We start from the raw sequence: 16,623 nt of genomic DNA on the forward strand, positions 1-16,623 counted from the left end.
CTATGGAACATCCACATAGTCTCACAGTAAATGGTTCCGGTAATTCAGCAGGCGGAGATTATAATAAAGTGAAGATACGCGGCGAAGGAACGATTTCTAATGATATGAGCTGTAATGAATTTAAAACGTACGGCACGAGTGATGTACGGGGTAATATGAAAGTAAAAAATTATGTTGTGTATGGAGATAGTGAAGTACAAGGAAATGTAGATGCAGAATATGTAAAAGTATATGGTAATACACAAATGCATGGTGATGCACATATTGAAAAAACAAAAGTTAGAGGTATGATAGATATTGCTGGGAAGTTTTCAGGTGATTTTGTCGATGTAAAAGGTGCTTTAAATGTGAGGGGAAATATTGAAGTAGAAGATTTATCATTAACTGGTGGTCTTGAAAGTGATGGATTACTTAATGCTGAAAATATTCAAATCTCACTTCGTTATGAAGGAAGTAAGGTAAGAGAAATTGGTGGTAAAAAAATTACGATTCGTAAAAAAGCGAGATTTCTTCCTTTTATTAGTCATGTTGGAAACCTCCAAACTTCAATTGTTGAAGGAGATGATATTTATTTAGAACATACGATTGCTGACGTAGTGAGAGGAAACAACGTTACAATTGGCCCTGGGTGTGAAATTAGTGTTGTAGAATATCATACTAGTTTTTATCAAAAGGGTAATACAGTCGTAAAAGAACATAAACAAATATAAGTAGTATGAGGGAGAGCAAGGTTATGGTTGAGAAGAATAATAAGCTCGGCTTTATTGTGGCGGGCTTATTGCTAGGTATTTTAATGGCATCAATGGATAATACCATTGTCGTAACAGCGATGGGAACGATCGTTGGTGACTTAGGAGGTCTTGAAAACTTTGTATGGGTCGTTTCTGCCTATATGGTCGCAGAAATGGCAGGTATGCCGATTTTCGGTAAACTATCAGATATGTATGGAAGAAAGAGATTCTTTATTTTTGGTTTAATCGTCTTTATGATTGGCTCGGCACTTTGTGGTACTGCTGAAAACATTACACAGTTAGGCATTTATCGTGCCATTCAAGGTATTGGCGGCGGGGCATTAGTACCGATTGCATTTACTATTGTTTTTGATATTTTCCCTCCTGAAAAGCGCGGGAAAATGGGTGGTTTATTCGGAGCAGTATTTGGTTTATCAAGTATTTTTGGACCGTTGCTTGGCGCGTATATTACAGATTATATAAGCTGGCACTGGGTATTTTACATTAACTTACCGCTTGGCATTTTAGCACTTATTTTTATTACATTCTTTTATAAAGAGTCACGAGTTCATAGAAAGCAAAAAATTGATTGGTTTGGTGCAATTACTTTAGTTGGTGCAGTAGTTTCGTTAATGTTTGCTTTAGAACTTGGCGGACAAAAGTATGACTGGGATTCTAGCTTTATTTTAAGTTTATTTGGTGGATTCGCTATTTTAATTATTGCATTTATATTTATTGAACGAAAAGTAGAAGAGCCAATCATATCATTTGAGATGTTTAAGCAGCGCTTATTCGGAATGAGTACCATTATTGCTTTATGTTATGGTGCTGCGTTTATGTCAGCAACTGTATACATTCCGTTATTCATTCAAGGTGTATACGGAGGGACCGCAACAAACTCAGGGTTATTACTATTACCGATGATGTTAGGATCAGTTGTAACAGCGCAATTAGGTGGGTTTTTAACGACGAAGCTTAGCTACCGAAACATTATGATTATTTCTGCTGTTATTATGCTAATTGGACTATTCTTATTAAGCACATTAACGCCAGAAACAAGTCGTGTATTATTAACAGTGTATATGATTATTATTGGATTTGGAGTTGGTTTCTCATTCTCTGTACTAAGTATGGCGGCTATCCACAACTTTGGTATGGAACAGCGAGGGTCTGCGACTTCAACGAGTAACTTTATTCGTTCATTAGGCATGACGCTTGGTATTACAATCTTCGGAATGATCCAAAGAACAGGTTTCCAAGATCAATTAGAAGAAGCATTTAAAGGTATGAACGGGGGAATGAATACAAACGCTTTAGGAGATTCAAGAGCTATTTTATCAGAATCGGCAAGATCTCAAATTCCACCGCAAATATTAGATAAAATTATTGATGCTCTTTCTAGCTCAATTGTCCAAACATTTATGTGGGCATTGGTACCAGCTGGTTTAGCATTCATATTTATTTTCTTTATGGGAAATGAGCGCATGGTAATTAAAAAACAACAAAAGAATAAAAAGAGCGAAACATCAAAAGCGTAATGAAAAAGCTCCCTTCCAATTGGAAAGGAGCTTTTTCGTATGTACGGATTTAGATTAGCCTTCGATGATTTCGTATTCTTCGTCTGCTAATAATAAAATTTGTGTTTTCTTACCTTTGTTTTGAACTTCGATTACATCGTAAGCACCTAAGTCTCTTATTTTGCTTTGAGAAGCGTTAACCATAACTTCAATAGAATCAATTAAGATATCTTCTTCAATGTATGATTCAGGCAATGCCATATCTTCAGTATCTAATACACATGCGTATAGATTTTGTAAGTTTTCAGCAGTTGGATTTTGTTCTTCAACATCAATGATGTTTTTTACTGCTTCCATATTTTCTTCTTTTGCTTGGTATACTTTAATTTTAGCCATTGTTTTAATCTCCTTTATAACGTAATCGTAGAGGCTACACTTCATTATAACGTTTTTTTCATGAAAGATGAAATTGTTATATGTATTTATAGGGAAATTTATGTGTTAGTACTCATTTTTAATGCGATAAGTAGGCAAATATATTCCTACGTTAAAGTTATATTGTCCAAGCTTTTCTCATATCCCGCTCATATTATGTGTATGAGATAAAACATATAGAGAAGGGATGGAGTGTAAGTGGGTTGTGAGCCGAAACGAAATGATCGATGTTGCCAAAATAGTATTTGTGAATTTTTGCGAAGTCTAGAGCCTTTTACAAAAGTTGAGAGTATTGTAATTGCCGGAAATGAAATTGTTGTATCTTATTTTCTTTCATTTAATAAGAAGAATGGTGTCGTATCCTTCGTACAAGAGGACGATGAGGTTATTTTTGTAGATTGCTCTAAGATTGATGCAATTCGAATAGGAAAAGTTTGTAGTTGTAAAACGAAAGTCAAATTTATTGAAGAGGATTTCAGTCTACTTGGAAACGTTTGTCCGCAATGTTTAACAGAGGGAAGCACACTCTTTTTTGACTTTCACAATTCAGAATTGAATTTATCACTTCAAGCAAAAACAATTGATGCGCCTAGTTGTACTGAGTTTATAGATGAGATGGGAAATGTAGTAAAACAAATTACTATAATAGGTGAAGCAATTGTTTCTAAAGATTTTGTTCAAGTGCCTGAATTATTAAGTTTCCGACTAGTATTATCTGATACGGCTACGAATCCTTTAAAGTTTGGAATACTGTTCATTCATTTCCCTGATCTTACGTTTATTATTCTTTTCACATCGAGTGGATACCTCAACATTTCGAATTGTTTGAGGATAGAGAGTGGAACTGGTAATGCTGAAATAGAAGAGATGAAAAAGATAATATCGAATGACGATAATACGTACACATCAGTTGTTAAAGTGACTAAAGTATATAAAAACGGAGGAACAGAATCATTTGTTTATAAGAATGAGTTATAACATATATATTTAAATGAACCCTTAAACTAATGTTGAGGGTTTTTACATAATAAAAGATTATAGATTGTGAATTTTTATTAAGTATATTATCTGTAAACCTATACACTAGAAAGTCATTTACTTTTTGATTAAATGTTATAATAATTTTATATTTATGAATAATTTATAATTATATGGAATGTAGTAGACGTTTGCTTATATGTAGAAAAGAGTAGAAGTACATTAATTCTAAAGAAAGCAGGAATGTAAATGATATATGAAGCGAATATACATACAAGAGAAAAATTAGTTACTATGTTCGAAGATTTCAATAACGTTGTTTTACTTTCTTATTTACAAGGACATATGGGTACCGCTTGGGTAAATGATCTTGAAAATCCGACAGTAGCGCAAATTACGGTAGGGATCTTTACATTTTACGCTGGGGATTCAAAGATGAAAGAAACAGAAGAATTGCTTCGAAACATTCCTGATAGAATGTTAGTCATCGTAAATAGTGTAGAATGGAAAAAGCGTTTAGAAACATTTTACGAAAGAAAAATAGATAAGTTTTTACGATATAAATTTAAACGTAATGCAGAAGTTTTTGATCGTTCAAAATTACAATCTCTTATATCAGCGCTTCCAAAAGGATACGAGTTAAGAAGAATAGATGAAAATATCGTAAATAACCCTACATTACATAAAGTCTCTAAAGATTTTACAAGTCAATTTCAATCAGTAGAAGATTATATAAACCGAGGTATAGGGTATTGTATTTTGTATAAAGGAGAAGTTGTATGCGGTGCATCATCATATAGCATTTATGATAATGGCATTGAAATTGAAGTTGCGACTGATCACAATTATAGAAGAAAAGGATTGGCGACTATAGTTAGTGCAGCACTCATCTTGGACTGTTTAGAAAAAGGGATATATCCAAACTGGGATGCAGCGAATACTACATCTGCAAAACTAGCTGAAAAACTAGGATATGTTTTTGATAAGGCGTATGATACTTATTTTGTGGATAATAGTTCAAATAAAAGAGCAGTTAGCCAAAGCTAACTGCTCCTCTCCAAAGGGGGAATGGAGAGATACAATCATGTTATTTACATTATTGACGGGAGGTTGATTTTTAATCAATCTTCTATAAAAGTTGAGATAAAATATTTTTAATTAACCCTGAGGATCCAATTAAGAGTACTGATAAAAAAACGATTGAGAATATACTTTTTTTAGGTTTTTTAAATTCTATGTATATGTTAATAATGGCACCAATTGCAACTACAGTAAAGATAACGAGTCTTATTACATCTATCATAAATAACGCTCCTTTTAATTACTTAATTGTATTATATAGGAATTGGCCTTTCGATTAGTTTATTTGAATACGATTTAAGGTAATTTTAAACAAACTAATCTTTTATACAAAAGTAAGGTTAAGAAAAAAGACAGCGTAAGAAGTAATAGTATATCTTGTAGAAGCTGATGTTGACCAAATAAATTAGGGTTATTATCTATGCGGAAAAGTATAATTAATATTTATATATACTCACTTTAGGTACCTTTACAACTTAAATAATAAAACATGCTTTTCATAATGATCCAAACACCAATTATATTTTTCTAGAATAATTGGATGAACAACTTCTTTCGTAGTATCGACCTTAGTATAGCCATATTTCTTATAAAAGTTTTCTAATTCCTCAAAAGGAAGACAATATACATTTGGAACTTGTAATTTCTTCGCAGTTTCTACTAAAAATGAAACAAGATCCCCAGCTAATTGTAGCCCTCTAAATTGAGGAAGAATATAAATTCCACCCATTTCTAAAGTATCTTCATCTATTTGGACTAATCGTCCAACACCCGCATACTCATTGTTGTGTGTAATAATTGCAACTTTATCTCTTTTTAAATCACTTCGTACAAATCCTATTGAGTCATATTGATTATTAATCCATTCTAAATCATTAGATGTAGCCATTTGAATACTCATTTATATCTCCCCTTTATAAAAAATGTAATTTTCCTATTATATAGAATATAATATCAGGAAAAAAGTGATTATACTGGCATGATTTTTATTATCAGTTCAAGTTTTGAAGAATAGTGCATACAATATAAAGTGTTTTCCTTTCTTCATTTAAGTTTTACGTATATAATTTAAAAGTACTATTTTTATTTTATTATTTTATATTTATAACAGAATAGAGGTTTAAAAATGGGTGTTAAAATCATTACGGATAGTGCGGCGGATTTACCGGTAGAATTGCTGCAAGCATATGATATTGATTTAATTCCACTCCGTGTTTATGATGAAGCAGAAACAGAGTATTTAGATGGAGTTACATTAGAGTCAGTTACATTATTGCAAAATATGAGAGAAGGCGCTGTTTATAGAACGTCATTGCCTTCACTTGAAACTTTCCAAGAAAAATTTGTTTCTTATGCAAAAGAAGGTAATCCTTGTATATATTTAGCTTTTTCATCTGAACTGTCTGGTACATATCAATCATCAGTTCTCATTAAAGAGGAAGTAAAAGAAACATATGCTGATTTAGATTTAGAAATCATCGATACGAAATGTGCTTCGCTTGGTCAAGGGCTTGTCGTATTAGAAGCTGCTAAAATGGCGAAAGACGGTGCATCAAAAGAAGATATTTTAAAACGTGTTGATTTTCTAATGAATCATATGGAACATATCTTCACTGTAGCTGACTTACAGTACCTTGTGAGAGGTGGACGCTTAAGTAAAGTAGCAGGTTTTATCGGTGGTTTACTAAACATTAAGCCGATTTTAAACGTGGAAGAAGGAAAACTTGTACCACTTGAAAAAGTACGAGGGAAAAAGAAAGTATTGAGTCGTATTGTTGATATTATGGAAGAACGTGGAAAAGAGCTTAAAGGTCAAACAATTGGTATGACTCATGGCGATGACTTAGAAACAGCTGAAGCATTAAAAGCATTAATTACAGAAAGATTTGGCTGTGAAGTATTTATCGTAAATACAATTGGTGCAGCAATCGGAGCACATACAGGACCTGGCGTTATAACGTTATTTTTCTTAAATGAAGTAGAGTAAAGGATTGATCTTTTGATCAATCCTTTTTTAATCTCATTTATATGTAATTATTTATTCACTTTCTCTTTAAAAGGTAAGAAGGTAGATAGGAAAATGATAATCGCTAGTCCAAAGCCGAATCTTTCAGTTTGATCAATTACTAAGTCATTTTTCCACTGATAAATGAAAGAAGCCAATATTAAAAGTAAAGCAGCGCCTCCAGCATATCTAACTATTTTTCGTGAAGATTCATCTTTAATTCTTACAAACATTTGTATCATCCTTTCATTTTTATTGAATAATTTGATAAACTAATTTCTAGAATTTGATATTAATAATTCGTCTATTAAATTTATTTAATTTTTTCGGTTTACAATAAATATCTTCTATGTACTAGGTAAATGTAATGAACTATAACTATCTAAATGAAGAATGATAGTTTACATGTAGTTAAATCCTTTTCATTAGTTTTATCGTAATTCAAGTATATGATTCTGTTTTTGTTAATAACAAGTAGTAAAATCACATAAAAAAATGGGTGAAAAACCTAAATTTTAACGATTAAATTTAACAAGGCATCTAGAAATAATCATTGTATGAATGTAAAATTAAAATGTGTGATACATTTTTTTACATTTTTGAAGTTATACATTTCCTTAATATGAAAGATTAAGCAATACATAATGGCTTATTTAGTGAAAAGTAAGAAATGGTTAAGCAGGGAGAGTAGAAAGATGGAAATAGGGGAACGTATTCGCCATGTTCGAATGCATAAAGGATTAACACAGGGGGAACTCGTATCAGGAATATGTTCAATAACATATTTAAGTAGAATAGAAAGTGGAAAAATAAAACCGTCATCTTCTTTTATAAAAAAGGTTTCTAAGAAGTTAGAAGTTAAGAGTGATTATCTTATAAATGGAAATTTCGAGGAGATAAAGCTTACTATTTTAAAAATATGTAATAAATATAAAAAAGATAAAAGTATTACAGAAGGTGACTTATCTTTGTTAGAATTATACGTTCGTGAAGTGGATTCAATCCCTTTATTACTAAAGGTATATGGTGTACTTATATACTATCATGCCCGACAAAAAAACGTGTTATATGCGAAATCGCTTATAGATCAAGCTTCGCAAATGATACCAAGTCAGGTCGAAATGCAAGATCCTGAAGATTATATTTATTATTTAAAAGCTCGAGGTTTATATTTTTATAATCAACAAGACTACAGTGCTGCGCATGATATATATGTACAGGCTGAGAGTTTACTTGGCGTAGAAGAAACTGAACAACATGGTCATATATACTATAATTTATGTCATGTATATAAGGAGCTTTATAAAGATAAAAGTATTAGTCGTTTGTATGCCTTAAAAGCTTACAACATATACAGAAAAAATGGTATGCAGAAAAACGTAATAAATACACTTTTAATGCTTACAATATTGTATATTATGGATGAGTTATATGAAAAGGCACTTGAAATTTTACAGCAAGTAGAAAATAGTTTGGCTATTAATGGTGAGTCAAAGTATTTACCTGTAATTTCTTATGATTACGGGAAAATTTATCAAGGTTTGAAAGACTATACGAATGCCATTAAATACTACGAAAAAACTTTGGAATTAAGTGAATTTTTATCACAGAAAGATCAAAAAGTATATGCGTTACGAAACATGTTGGAGGTTTACATAGAACTTAAAGATTGGGAAAATGTTAATAAGGTTATGAATGAAGCATTTCATTTTTTATCAATTTATGATGTACCAATTGCACATGTTCAACTATATGGTTTGAAAGCTAAAGTATTCAAAATACGTGGGGATTATTATGAATATGAGAAAAATATGCAAAAGGCAATTGAAGTGGGAGTAGGAAAAAAACAACATCGTTTAGTTGCTGAATTATCCTATGAATTAGGTAACTTTTATAATGAAAATCGCTCTTATAAATTATCTGCGAAGTATTTTAAAATATCAGCTGAAAATAAAATGGATTTATAGGGAAGTTTAGTGAAAAACTCAAATAAATTGTAAGGGGTTATCCAAAAGAGTAGTATATTTTATACTTTTTGGATAACCTTTTTCATTGCTATTCTATAAGTATTGGTCGATATGGTATCGGTGAAGATAAAATCATCGAAGTTTTGACTGTTCCAAAGGGTATCACGATATCAATTAATTCCTCTAATTCCTTCATAGAGTGAACTGCTACTTTTAAGTAATAGCTACTTTCACCTGTTACGCGATGACATTCGAGTATTCTATATTCTTCGTAGATTTTCTCCTCAAATTTTTTACAAGGAATCTTTAGATTTTCAATTCTTAAAAATGCTTGAATTGATTTTCCAACTGCATCTAATGATATCCGAGCTGTATATTTCTCGATTATTCCAGTATCTTGTAATCTCTTTAGTCTTTCTGTAACACTAGGGCGGCTGAGGTGTAAGTGCTCAGTCATTTCTGTAATTGTCATTCTGGCATCTTCTTGTAGTAATAACGTAATTTTCTTGTCAATTTCATCCATGAATTATGCTCCTTTGCAAAATTGAAAGTAAATTTCTGAAATGAATACATAATATAAAATCTAATGTTAAATTACATACACTTTTGTATATTGAATAGAATGATAAATTTCTATAATTAAAATATAAATGGAGGTGCATGTAATGTCTAATCATTTTGATGAAACAATTTCTATTAAAAAGGGAACAGCCTTATACGTCGGAGCGGTTCTAGGATCAGGAATTCTTATATTACCTGGTATGACAGCGAGTGTAGCAGAGGGGAATGCAATGGTTTCTTGGCTTATTATGATATCACTTAGTATTCCACTTGCATTCACATTCGCATTTTTATCGATTGAGCATCCAAGTGCTGGTGGAATAGCTACTTTTGCAGAAAAAGCTTTCGGTAAAAATATTGGTGCCATTATAGGATGGTGTTTTTTTATTGCAGGTAGTGTTGGACAAATTATTGTCTCAATGACTGGTGGAATGTATATAGTGAGAGTGTTTGATTTATCATCATATTTTTCTTACGTTATAGCGCTTATTATTTTAAGTATTTCAATTGGTTTCAATTTATATGGGCTAAAAATGAGTGGATTGTTTCAAGTATGTATAGGTGTATTAACTTTCTTTATTTTGCTAATAACAATTATTAGCTCACTACCTTATATTGAAATGAAAAATATAAATGTACATATTTCTATGCATGAAATAAATCCAATTTTAGAGGCATCATTATTAATTTTTTGGTCTTTTTTCGGCTGGGAAGCTATTGCAAGTTTAGCTCCTGAATTTAAATCACCTAGAAAAAGAAATATTATTTTATCTACGGGATTTGCGATTATTATTATTGGAGTTTTATATATAGGTATTGCATTATCAGTAATTGGAACGAAATCCTATCATATCAATGCTGATAATACTACAGCTCTGATGCTTGTAATGAAGCAAGCATTAGGCGACCAATTTGCATGGATAATTGGATTTGTAGCTTTTATCATTTGTTTAGGGACGACAAATGCATTTATCGCAAGTATGGGGCGCTTAGGTTATTCACTAGGAAAAGAAGAAGTTGCACCGCGTTATTTAGCGCATATAAATAAAAAAAGAGAAACCCCAACAAATGCAGTAAAGGTTGTTGGTTACATTGCAATAATTGGTTTATTAATAAGTTTCGTTTGTCATATTAGTATAGATAAAATTGTTTTAATACCGAATTCGTTAGGAATTGTTACATATATAGTCGGTACTGGGGCTGGGATGAAATTAATAAAGAATAAGTTAGGTAAAATTTTTTCTATAGTAGCTTTTACATGTTGTGTAGTTGTTTACCCTTTTATTGGAGGAGTAATACTGATTCCAGTAGCCGTAGCATTTATCTGTTTATGTTATGTGCGTTTTAGTAGCGTAAGCAAAGAGCATAAATAAGAATATTTGTATAGAAATCTAAATATTTAAAGATATTAAAAATTTTTCATTTCGTTTATAATTGTGAGGGGGGAAATTTCTGTAACTATTTGTAAAAATAGGAGGCGGCTATAAAAATGCATGAAATTGCTAGATGGAATTTAGATCGATTGTATCCGGTTGAGGATATTCTAAATCCAATATTGGAATTGAAAGAACAATATTATGAGACAAAGGATGTAGGGGGCCTTTCAAAACTTATACAAGCTATTGAAAAAGCAGAATACTATTTGTACTGTCGATCGGCTGAAGAAAGTGTTGCATCGGATAATACTAGATTGACTGTGAAAGTAAAGGAATTAAAAAGTGAAGTGCAGCAAGTCATACAGCAAAGTGAAGTGGAAATTACCGATAGTACTAGGCTAATAAAAGATGAACTAAATGCGTGGGAAAATATGTACATACAATTAAGGAATAGGATAGAAATAGAGCACAATAATAAGCAATTATCATTTGGACAAGCAAATCATATTGCAATGAATAGTGATAATGAAAAGGAAAGACTAGAAGTATTCGAGTCATTAACATTTGCTTTACATAAGGAGAAAGAAATTTTTGCTACTGTATTAAATCAAATAGGAAGATTGCGTAATACAAAGGGTAATGAATTAGAAGATAGAGAGATTTTAGCAAGGTCACTTCATGCGAATGGTATTTCAGAAACTGTATTATTACAAATATGGAATACGACAGAAGAAAATCTAGACAAATTAGTTAGTGCTTTAAATGTGTATAAGAAAGGCAGAGCTTCGATTACATGGCATGAACTTATGACAGTAAAGGAGAATAATGAGGTTATTATTCCTTTTTCAGTAGCAGTACAAAACATATACGATGTATTAAAAAATATAGATGAAGAATTAGTAGAATTTGCACGTAATGCAATAGAAAGTGGTTGGCTAGATGCAGAACCGAGAGAGAATAAACCACCAGGTGGATTTTGTGCTCCTTTTTTCAGTGAAAAAGAATCTCGAATCTCTATGCGTTATGACGGAAGTATCGATAGTGTAAGAATACTTGCCCACGAACTAGGACATGCTTGGCATTTTTATAATATGAGTTTTGAACCATCCTCTTCTTTTTTAGATGATTATTTGCCAATGAGTACAGCTGAATCAGCATCTATTTTCTTTGAAACAGTGCTTATAAATTATCTAATTCAAACAACAGATAGTATAGATATAAAAAAGTCATTGCTTAGCTGGAAAATAAGAAACTGTTTTAATTATGTAATGGCAATTCGAGCATCGTTCGAATTTGAGAAGAACTTTTATGAAAAATGTAAAGAAAGTCCTTTAAGTGCTGATCAAATCGAGAAATTATCTATAGTAGCGCAAGAAAAAGCATACGGGAATGCATTATCAGAATATCAGCCGTTTGTTTGGATGAAATATGTTCAGTTTTATTTAGCAGATGTTCCTTTTTATAATTATCCATACACATTTGGCTATTTAGTTAGTTTTAGTTTATTAGAAATAGCTAAAGAAAGAAAAAGTACTTTTCACTTGAAATATAAAGAGTTTTTACGAGAAACAGGAAAAGCCCCAGTGGAAGAACTTATGAAAAAACATTTTGAAATAGATATAACGAGCTATGAATTTTGGGATAAAGCCTTTAAACAAATTTCTAAAGATATTGATGAATATTTGCGACTTATGTAAGGAGAGAGTATAGTGGATCACCAACTTATAAAGGGAATACCTTTTTCAACTTTAGAATATACAAAAGCTATAAGTTTATTAAAAAGTTGGCTACATGAAAAACAAGAGAAACCAAGATTTGTAGTAACTGCAAATCCTGAGATTGTTATGTCTGCAAAGGAAAGCACAGCTAAATCTAAACAGTTTAAAAAGATGTTACTATCTGCGGATTTAATAACAGCGGATGGAATTGGTGTCATAATTGGCTCGAAAATATTAAAAGGAACGTTGAAAGAACGCGTCACAGGCGCAGATATCACTCACGATTTAATAAAATATTGTAACGATAATAGATACCGCGTCTTTCTTTTTGGTGCTGCTCCAGATAGTAATAAAAAGGCATTAGAAAAATTAAATGGGCAGTTCCCGGGAGCACAGTTTAAGGGACAGCATGGATTTGTAAATGATGAAGAAATAGAAGGAGTAAAAATGAAAATAAAGCAATTCAAGCCGCACTTACTGCTAGTAGGACTAGGTTCACCAAAACAAGAAGAATTCATCTATGAAAACATACAAACATTAAACATTCCACTATCTATTGGTATTGGAGGTATGATCGATATATTATCTGGTACTGTAAAAAGAGCACCAAAAATTATGAGGGATACTGGAACTGAATGGCTGTATAGGTTACTCTCACAGCCGAACAGATTAAAGAGACAACTTGTACTTCCAAGATTTATATTTTCGGTTATGTCTGAAAGAATTAAAGGGATTAATTAATAAAGGGGACAACATACATGAATAAAATCGGCATTATCGGAGCAATGCAAATTGAAATAGACTTACTTTTAGAAAAATTAGTTGTACAAGAAGAACAAACAATTGCGGGAATGCCTTTTTACATTGGCGAATTCATGGGAACAGAAATAATTGTTACAAGGTGTGGCGTAGGAAAAGTAAATGCAGCCGCATGTACGCAAACATTAATTCATAAATTTGATGTAGATGCTATCATCAATACGGGTGTTGCTGGCGGGTTACACCTAGATGTAAAAGTTGGTGATATCGTTATTTCAACGAATGTTACCCACCATGATGTAAGTAAAACTCAAATGAAAAACTTATTCCCGTTTCAAGAAGAATTTATCGCAAGTAAGGAATTAGTAGAGCTAGCGCGTAAAGCATGTAATAGTAGTTCTTTACATATGGAAATTCATGAAGGAAGAATCGTAAGTGGTGAATGTTTTGTTGAAGATTCCAAACTAAAAGCGAAATTAATAGACGAATACGCACCGCATTGTACAGAAATGGAAGGTGCAGCAATTGGACATGTTGCCTACATAAATGAAGTACCGTTTCTCGTTATAAGATGTATTTCTGACAGCGCAGACGATGAAGCTCAAATTTCTTATGATGACTTCGCGAAAACGGCCGCAAACTATTGTTCAGAAATTATCGTTGAGATGCTTAAAAATATATCAAGTAAAACTGTATTATAGTTCAAAAGGAGAGAATGGAATGTTAAAAGCATTAATTTTTGATATGGACGGAACGTTATTTCAAACAGATAAAATATTAGAATTATCGTTAGATGATACTTTTGATCATTTAAGATCACTACAATTATGGGATACGGTAACACCTATTGATAAATACCGTGAAATCATGGGTGTGCCATTACCGAAAGTTTGGGAAACTTTATTACCGAATCATTCTCTTGAAGTAAGAGAACAAACAGATGCATATTTTTTAGAAAGACTAATTGAAAATATTAAGAGCGGAAAAGGTGCTTTATATTCGAACGTAAAAGAAATTTTTACATATATAACAGAAAATAATTGTTCAATTTATATTGCTAGTAATGGTTTAACTGAATATTTACAAGCAATCGTATCTTATTATGAGTTAGAGCAATGGGTTACTGAAACGTTTAGTATTGAACAAATAAACTCACTTAATAAAAGCGACTTAGTAAAAAGTATTTTGAACAAATATGATATAAAAGAAGCAGCTGTAGTTGGGGATCGTTTATCTGATATAAATGCAGCAAAAGAAAATGGCTTAATTGCGATTGGATGCAATTTTGATTTTGCACAAGAAGATGAGCTTACTCAGGCAGATATAGTAATAGATGATTTAATGGAGTTGAAGGGAATATTGCCTACTGTGCAAAGATTATAAAGTGTGTGCAGTTTTTGCCAATCCCTATATATCTTATTCCACGGAGGAAATATGCTTAAAGATAATTTTAACATTAATAATATTCCCACGGTTTTGTGGGGAGATAAAAGTGAAAAAGTTTTTATTGCAGTACATGGAAATATGTCAAATAAGGAAGATGCAGTTATTCAAATACTAGCTGAAGAAGCTAATCAAAAAGGTTATCAAGTATTAAGCTTTGATTTACCTGAGCATGGAGAAAGAACAAATGATAATACACTTTGCAAAGTACAAGTTTGTGTTAGTGAATTATCTATAATTATGAATTACGCAAAAGAACATTGGAAAGAGGTAAGTGTGTTTGCATGTAGTATAGGAGCTTATTTTAGCCTTTTAGCCTATCAAAATGATGTGATTGAAAAGGCATTATTTTTATCACCAGTAGTTAATATGGAACGAATTATCGAAAATATGATGAAATGGTTTAATGTAACACCAGAACTTTTGCAAAAAGAAATGATTATAGAGACACCGATTGGTCAAAAGTTATATTGGGATTATTTATGCTATGTAAAAGAACATCCTATTAATACATGGAACATAGATACATATATTATGTACGGAGGTAAGGATGAACTGTGTGAATTTGAAATTATTAACGATTTTACAAAAAAACATCGTTGTGCATTAGAAGTCATGGAGACAGGTGAACATTATTTTCATACTGAAGAACAGTTAAAGATATTTGAACTGTGGTTACACAAGCTTATAGATTAACAAATTATAACTTAACTTGAACATGTTAGAGTAGAATGATAAATTTATAAACTGATATTATATTTGAGAGACATTATAAATGTAAATCTATTCATTTAAGCAAACAGCTACTTTAGTTCAATAAGACTTAAACAACTATATTATCGATTTAAAACTGAAGTGAAGAATACACATACTACGAATTGAATAAGATAACAATCATAAAAATGCTCAGAATAAATGATTCTAGAGCATTTTTATGTGTTTCCATATTAAGGGGGGGATTTACTTGAAAGATATACATATTCAACAAATTGAAGATTTAATGATATACGAATCCGATTATCTTGTTCAGGAAAGCAAAGATGAAGGGTTTTATTTCCTAATAAAACTAATAAGTGAATATGAAAATAAAATAAACACATTTAATAAAACTGGAGAATGTTTATATGGTATTTTTCAAGGGGAAAAGTTAATTGGAATAGGTGGGCTAAATGCGGATCAGTATACAGAAAATAATAAGATTGGCCGATTAAGGAGATTTTATATTGCGAAGGACTATCGTCGTATAGGACTAGGGAAGTTGTTATTAAACAAACTATTATCTCATGCAGAAAAGTATTTTAAAGTGGTGGTTTTACATACAGATACGAAACAAGGTGATGTATTTTATACTGCAAATGGATTTGTGAAGAGAGAAGTATATAAAGGATCTAGTCACTATAAAGTATTATAGAAAAGGCTATCAAAACAATATTTTATTAGTCTCGAGTTCCTATATTTATAAAAAGAAAATTTAATTTCATTTACCGAAATAATAGTATAAAAAAGAGACCTCAGCTTCTAAAAATAAGCTTACGAGATCTCTTTTTTTCTAGTCAATTATGTGCTTACATTCATTTGCTTCAATAATCTCTTCGGATCACCTTTTACATAATAGAAATGTGGATTATTTTCATCATCGTAAAGCATAATATAAGGTTTTTCGTTAAGCGGGAGAAGAATAAGTACTTCATCAATTGTTGTATGTAACCATTGATTTGTAATAGAAACTGGTTTAGATAAAGGGATTTTTATCATGTGACCATCTTTTGGAACGACATTTAAGTTTTTGAACGGGCCAGTAATGGATTTAGCATATTGAACAGCTTTTTTTTGAATAGCTGGATCTAAAGATTGTTTTTGAACGACCATTTCTTTTTGACAATCAAATACTTCAATTTGTTGATTTGTATTTGCGAACGCATTTGTTGATAATAAGAAGAAAAGAAGAGTAATGACCCCGATTTTTTTCATCATAGTACAACACCTCGTTTTTACTATACCCTTAACTGGTTCAAATATTTTTCTGTCACATACATGTAACAAAGAAGTTGTA

General features: G+C 31.4%; 18 protein-coding genes. 13 read left to right on the forward strand and 5 right to left on the reverse strand.

Annotated features, from left to right (window positions below; translation table 11 throughout):
- Positions 1 to 2: 2 nt before the first annotated feature.
- A complete protein-coding gene (locus tag MR147_RS05700; protein ID WP_242303771.1) occupies positions 3 to 710 on the forward strand; it encodes a cytoplasmic protein in 708 nt (235 codons plus the stop codon).
- 23 nt (positions 711 to 733) lie between these two features.
- A complete protein-coding gene (locus MR147_RS05705; protein WP_000229602.1) occupies positions 734 to 2,269 on the forward strand; it encodes an MDR family MFS transporter in 1,536 nt (511 codons plus the stop codon).
- Between the two features lie 54 nt (positions 2,270 to 2,323).
- On the opposite strand, the gene MR147_RS05710 is transcribed toward MR147_RS05705, so the two are convergent.
- Entirely contained in the window at positions 2,324 to 2,644 is a 321-nt protein-coding gene (locus MR147_RS05710; protein WP_001062732.1) for a hypothetical protein, read from the reverse strand.
- A gap of 237 nt (positions 2,645 to 2,881) precedes the next feature.
- On the opposite strand from MR147_RS05710, the gene MR147_RS05715 reads away from it, so the two are divergent.
- A complete protein-coding gene (locus tag MR147_RS05715; RefSeq protein ID WP_242303772.1) occupies positions 2,882 to 3,661 on the forward strand; it encodes a BC_2878 family exosporium-associated protein in 780 nt (259 codons plus the stop codon).
- A gap of 249 nt (positions 3,662 to 3,910) precedes the next feature.
- Positions 3,911 to 4,708: a GNAT family N-acetyltransferase gene (locus MR147_RS05720; protein ID WP_074608542.1), complete on the forward strand. Its 798-nt coding sequence runs from the start codon at positions 3,911 to 3,913 to the stop codon at positions 4,706 to 4,708.
- A gap of 502 nt (positions 4,709 to 5,210) precedes the next feature.
- Here MR147_RS05720 and MR147_RS05725 read toward each other — a convergent pair.
- The gene (locus MR147_RS05725; protein ID WP_242303773.1) at positions 5,211 to 5,642 is read right to left on the reverse strand and encodes a GNAT family N-acetyltransferase; all 432 of its coding nucleotides are present in this window, start codon (positions 5,640 to 5,642) and stop codon (positions 5,211 to 5,213) included.
- A 225-nt stretch (positions 5,643 to 5,867) separates the two neighbouring features.
- Between MR147_RS05725 and MR147_RS05730 the strand changes: the two genes are divergently transcribed.
- Positions 5,868 to 6,728 (forward strand): DegV family protein, encoded by an 861-nt coding sequence (locus tag MR147_RS05730; RefSeq protein ID WP_074608544.1) that lies wholly within the window; start codon positions 5,868 to 5,870, stop codon positions 6,726 to 6,728.
- A gap of 47 nt (positions 6,729 to 6,775) precedes the next feature.
- Here MR147_RS05730 and MR147_RS05735 read toward each other — a convergent pair whose 3' ends face one another.
- The gene (locus MR147_RS05735) at positions 6,776 to 6,979 is read right to left on the reverse strand and encodes a hypothetical protein (RefSeq protein ID WP_074608545.1); all 204 of its coding nucleotides are present in this window, start codon (positions 6,977 to 6,979) and stop codon (positions 6,776 to 6,778) included.
- Positions 6,980 to 7,441: 462 nt separating this feature from the next.
- Between MR147_RS05735 and MR147_RS05740 the strand changes: the two genes are divergently transcribed.
- Positions 7,442 to 8,713: a helix-turn-helix domain-containing protein gene (locus tag MR147_RS05740; protein WP_074608548.1), complete on the forward strand. Its 1,272-nt coding sequence runs from the start codon at positions 7,442 to 7,444 to the stop codon at positions 8,711 to 8,713.
- Positions 8,714 to 8,801: 88 nt separating this feature from the next.
- On the opposite strand, the gene MR147_RS05745 is transcribed toward MR147_RS05740, so the two are convergent.
- Positions 8,802 to 9,236 carry an Lrp/AsnC family transcriptional regulator gene (locus MR147_RS05745; RefSeq protein WP_242303774.1) on the reverse strand — a complete coding sequence of 145 codons (435 nt, stop codon included), beginning with the start codon at positions 9,234 to 9,236 and terminating at the stop codon, positions 8,802 to 8,804.
- Between the two features lie 142 nt (positions 9,237 to 9,378).
- Between MR147_RS05745 and MR147_RS05750 the strand changes: the two genes are divergently transcribed.
- From MR147_RS05750 to MR147_RS05780, 7 genes are all read left to right on the forward strand, one after another.
- On the forward strand, positions 9,379 to 10,647 hold the full coding sequence (locus MR147_RS05750; RefSeq protein ID WP_242303775.1) for an APC family permease: 1,269 nt from the start codon (positions 9,379 to 9,381) through the stop codon (positions 10,645 to 10,647).
- A 116-nt stretch (positions 10,648 to 10,763) separates the two neighbouring features.
- Complete coding sequence (locus tag MR147_RS05755) at positions 10,764 to 12,347, forward strand: M3 family metallopeptidase (RefSeq protein WP_074608554.1); 1,584 nt, start codon at positions 10,764 to 10,766, stop codon at positions 12,345 to 12,347.
- A gap of 12 nt (positions 12,348 to 12,359) precedes the next feature.
- The gene (locus tag MR147_RS05760) at positions 12,360 to 13,109 is read left to right on the forward strand and encodes a WecB/TagA/CpsF family glycosyltransferase (protein WP_074608556.1); all 750 of its coding nucleotides are present in this window, start codon (positions 12,360 to 12,362) and stop codon (positions 13,107 to 13,109) included.
- Positions 13,110 to 13,126: 17 nt separating this feature from the next.
- Positions 13,127 to 13,828: a 5'-methylthioadenosine/adenosylhomocysteine nucleosidase gene (locus MR147_RS05765; protein ID WP_074608557.1), complete on the forward strand. Its 702-nt coding sequence runs from the start codon at positions 13,127 to 13,129 to the stop codon at positions 13,826 to 13,828.
- 19 nt (positions 13,829 to 13,847) lie between these two features.
- A complete protein-coding gene (locus MR147_RS05770; protein ID WP_242303776.1) occupies positions 13,848 to 14,510 on the forward strand; it encodes an HAD hydrolase-like protein in 663 nt (220 codons plus the stop codon).
- Between the two features lie 51 nt (positions 14,511 to 14,561).
- Positions 14,562 to 15,266 carry an alpha/beta hydrolase gene (locus MR147_RS05775; protein WP_139302813.1) on the forward strand — a complete coding sequence of 235 codons (705 nt, stop codon included), beginning with the start codon at positions 14,562 to 14,564 and terminating at the stop codon, positions 15,264 to 15,266.
- Positions 15,267 to 15,534: 268 nt separating this feature from the next.
- The gene (locus tag MR147_RS05780) at positions 15,535 to 15,981 is read left to right on the forward strand and encodes a GNAT family N-acetyltransferase (RefSeq protein WP_242303777.1); all 447 of its coding nucleotides are present in this window, start codon (positions 15,535 to 15,537) and stop codon (positions 15,979 to 15,981) included.
- Positions 15,982 to 16,127: 146 nt separating this feature from the next.
- Here the strand turns inward: MR147_RS05780 and MR147_RS05785 are convergent, their stop codons facing one another.
- A complete protein-coding gene (locus tag MR147_RS05785; protein WP_074608565.1) occupies positions 16,128 to 16,544 on the reverse strand; it encodes a hypothetical protein in 417 nt (138 codons plus the stop codon).
- Positions 16,545 to 16,623 lie beyond the last annotated feature (79 nt).

Origin of the sequence: Bacillus cereus group sp. BfR-BA-01350 (assembly GCF_022663775.1) — a bacterium.
GTDB lineage: Bacteria > Bacillota > Bacilli > Bacillales > Bacillaceae_G > Bacillus_A > Bacillus_A paranthracis.